The following is a 2833-nucleotide window of genomic DNA, read 5'->3' on the forward strand; positions in this document are numbered from 1 at the left end:
TTTAATGGAAAATAATCTACTTAAAACCCACATTTTAAAGCAATTTGTTCACCATCCTACCGGCGATCAAACAAATACGATCAATCATCTGTCCTCCTTTACATTAAGCGATAAACCAAGTCCTTTATATATGTTAAAGGGTTATGCAGGAACCGGAAAAACAAGTTTAATAAGCGCGTATGTAAAGGCTCTGGCAGTGATGGAAATCCCATTTGTACTGATGGCACCCACAGGACGTGCGGCCAAGGTATTTTCGCATTATGCAGGATTTCGTGCACACACTATTCATCGGTATATCTATCTTTTCATTACCAACGCCGATGGTCAAACCAAGATTGTCCTGTCGCCAAACAAATTGAGCAAGGCCGTGTTTATTGTAGACGAAGCTTCGATGATTGGCGATACAAGTCAGGAGCCGGAAAGCGTTTTTAACCGTTCATTGTTAACCGACCTTTTCGACTATGTTTACCGAAATACCGGCAACAAACTCATCCTGATAGGTGATACAGCCCAGTTACCGCCCGTTGGTCTGGAAATCAGTCCGGCGTTAAACTTAAAGCTGCTTCATGCCACATTTAATATCACGGGTTATCAGCATTTGATGCGTGAAGTCATGAGACAATCGATTGATTCAGGAATACTTGAAAGTGCCACACAACTGAGAAAGAAACTTGAAAATGAGGTGATTGAAAACCCACTTTTTATCATTGATCGGGAAGTGCGGGATGTGGTGTTGATCAACAGTGGTTATGAAATGGAAGAGGAGCTCAGCAGTGCTTTTGGAAGTGGAACTTCGGATGGCAGTGTGGTAATTTGTAAATCGAACAAACGGGCCAATTTATTCAATCAGCAAATCAGAAACAAAGTGTTGTCGCGTGAAAACGAGCTGGAAGGGGGCGACTTGTTGATGGTAGTAAAAAATAATTATTTCTGGCTTGGAAACGATTCAAAAGCAGGGTTTATTGCCAATGGCGACATGGTAAAGGTACAGCGCATTGTGAGGATGGAAGAAAAGTATGGATTAAGGTTCGCCGATGTTGAAATCCGTCTGGTTGATTACTCCGAAGAAAATATCCTGGAGGTAAAATTGATTCTAGACACCCTGATGTCCGATGGACCGGATATGCCCCGAAGTGAAATGGATCGTCTGTTCCATGCCGTGGAGGCAGAGTATGGCGATTTTCCTAAAAGACGTACCCGTTTGGACAAAATCAGGATCGATCCCTGGTATAACGCCCTTCATGTTAAATTTGGTTATGCACTCACCTGTCATAAAACACAAGGCGGACAATGGGAAAACGTGTTTATTGATCAAGGATACTTACCCGAAGAACAAATTGATACCGCTTACATGAGGTGGCTTTATACCGCTGTTACACGTGCCACTTCAAAGCTTTATCTCATGGGTTTCAACGCCGGGTTAATTGAAAAGTCTGATGGTGATAAAACAGCTGATCAAGGTTGAGGATTTCTCACAATCATTACGGTAGCATAAGCAGAAATACCCTCGCCTCTTCCAACAAAGCCCAGTTTCTCGGTAGTGGTAGCCTTCACCGAGATAGCGTCCTCATTCACTTGCAGGATATCGGCCAGTCTAATTTTTATTTCCGGTATAAAAGGCGCGATCTTTGGGCTCTGAAGTACCACTATTGAATCAATATTGCCAACAACATAACCTCTTTCCAAAACAAGTCTGTTTGCTTTACGCAGAATGTTAGTACTATCGATGTCTTTAAAACTAGGATCAGAAGGGGGAAAATACTGACCAATATCACCTAAGGCAAGTGAACCGAGCAAGGCATCTGCCATGGCATGAATCAATACATCGGCATCTGAATGACCATCAGGTCCGAAGTCAGAGGGGATGGTAACTCCTCCCAGTACCATTTTCCTACCGGGAACGAGTTGGTGCACGTCGTACCCCATACCAATCCGAATTGGCGGCATCGTCATTATTCGGGAGTATTGCTTTTACCTACTTTGTCCAAGTTGAATATCAACGAGAAGCGTAAGGTATTTTGCAATGGGTTTTGATCAGATGTTACAGGGATGAGGTACGAAAAATCCAATCCAAACACATTATAGCGCAGCCCAACGCCTAGGGTAGCATACTTACGGTTACCTTTGGTCAGGTCTTCGTAGTAAAAACCACCACGCAATGCCAATACATCGGTATACCAATATTCAGTACCAACGGCAAAGCTGAATTCCCGCATTTCTTCTGAAAACCCACCTGGAGCATCATACCACGATTGCATCATGCCCTGAACCACACTAACATCCGGATCCTTTCCCCCTTCAATTAAACGGCTCCCGTCAGAATTGAAAAGACTATCGGAGTAAATTGGAGGCGTAGGCACAAGGAGTTTGTTTACATCCACTTGAAATGAAATGGTGTTATAATCATCAAGGTCGAGGGTCAGGCGTGGTCCGATTCGGAAATTGGTGGGGATGAAGTCTCTTTCAATATTTGTTTTGGAGTAAGATATTTTATTTCCAATATTGGAGATGTTGATACCCCATGCGAAAGAGGCAGGTGTAGAGGCAAACCAATTTACCTCATCTTCCCAATACAAACTCACGTCGGCAGCCACTGAAGTACCTGCGCTGGTTTCGACACCCTGAACATATTGTCCCTGTGTCAGGTTTGAATAAATAAACCTACCTGCTACGGCCAGCGACAATTTATCGGTGAGTATCCTTGAATAGGCTGCATCGACGGCAAATTCATTGGGTTTATAAGTTCCTAATGGGTCGCCCACATCATTGGTAAACGTAATTTCACCGAGTGAAAAGTACCTTAAGGTTGCGGCAACCGTGGAAACATTGTCAA

General features: G+C 43.5%; 3 protein-coding genes. 1 reads left to right on the forward strand and 2 read right to left on the reverse strand.

Features of this window, described 5'->3' with window-relative positions; genetic code table 11:
- Positions 1-1465 (forward strand): ATP-dependent DNA helicase (locus ACYC56_RS14375; protein WP_461374859.1); only part of this gene is annotated, 1465 nt, incomplete at its 5' end.
- On the opposite strand, the gene ispF is transcribed toward ACYC56_RS14375, so the two are convergent.
- The gene (ispF, locus tag ACYC56_RS14380) at positions 1456-1947 is read right to left on the reverse strand and encodes a 2-C-methyl-D-erythritol 2,4-cyclodiphosphate synthase (protein ID WP_461374861.1); all 492 of its coding nucleotides are present in this window, start codon (positions 1945-1947) and stop codon (positions 1456-1458) included. The two genes, ACYC56_RS14375 and ispF, sit on opposite strands and share 10 nt — an antisense overlap.
- Before the next feature lie 5 nt (positions 1948-1952).
- Positions 1953-2833: type IX secretion system outer membrane channel protein PorV (porV, locus tag ACYC56_RS14385; protein ID WP_461374860.1), on the reverse strand; the 881-nt coding region annotated here is incomplete at its 5' end.

The sequence above is a fragment of the Candidatus Aquicultor sp. genome (assembly GCF_054640775.1).